The following is a 718-nucleotide window of genomic DNA, read 5'->3' as shown; positions in this document are numbered from 1 at the left end:
ACGGCAAACACAGCCAGCAAAATCATCCGTGAAATGCTGCTTGGGTTTGTGAAATAAGTAAACATCCAGACGATGTCTGGATGTTTTTTTATTCCCAGTCTTTACAAACATCAATCCATGCTTTTGAGAAAGAAAATTCGGATAATTCTCCTCAATAGCGGAGTTTCTGCTGCCGCATGCGAGGAAAACAGTCTCAAACCGTTTCAGCGATACATCTAGATAAACCTCAAGATCATGAGCCAACCCAAATGGGCAAACACCTCCAATTTCATGGCCTGTCTGCTCCAGTACCTCATTAGGAGAGAGCACTCTTGCTTTAAAGCCAAATGTTTGCCTGAACTTTTTGTTATTAATCTTGGCATCGCCGGCTGCCACAATCAGAATCGCCTGATCTCCTTCCCCTCTGAAGGACAGGGTCTTGGCGATTCTAGTCGGGCTTACGCCGATCGTCTCAGCTGTCTGTTCAACACTGTCGCGCTCGACGTTTCGAACTCCGTCACATCATTTTCTCGATTCCACTGTGTAAAGTGGGTTCTCACACTTTTTAGAGACATGCTGCATTTCCACTATTTTTAAGATTATTGAAAAAATCATAGCATGGATTGGGAGACTGGGTAAAGAGGGGACAAAAAAACCGCCGATGGACGGCGGTTTAGATCATGGCGCGTTGCGCAACATCAAAATGTTCTGTTGATGAATTTGATACTTCGACTGTGAT

1 pseudogene is annotated in these 718 nt (G+C 44.4%); it reads right to left on the bottom strand.

The annotated features are described in order from the left end of the window. Nucleotides 1-88: 88 nt before the first annotated feature. A pseudogene (locus tag ACWHAR_RS26965) lies at nt 89-554 on the bottom strand (YbaK/EbsC family protein). Between the last annotated feature and the right edge of the window lie 164 nt (nt 555-718).

The organism is Bacillus sp. LR--39 (genome assembly GCF_053613335.1).
This window is presented reverse-complemented; position numbering and strand designations above follow the sequence as displayed.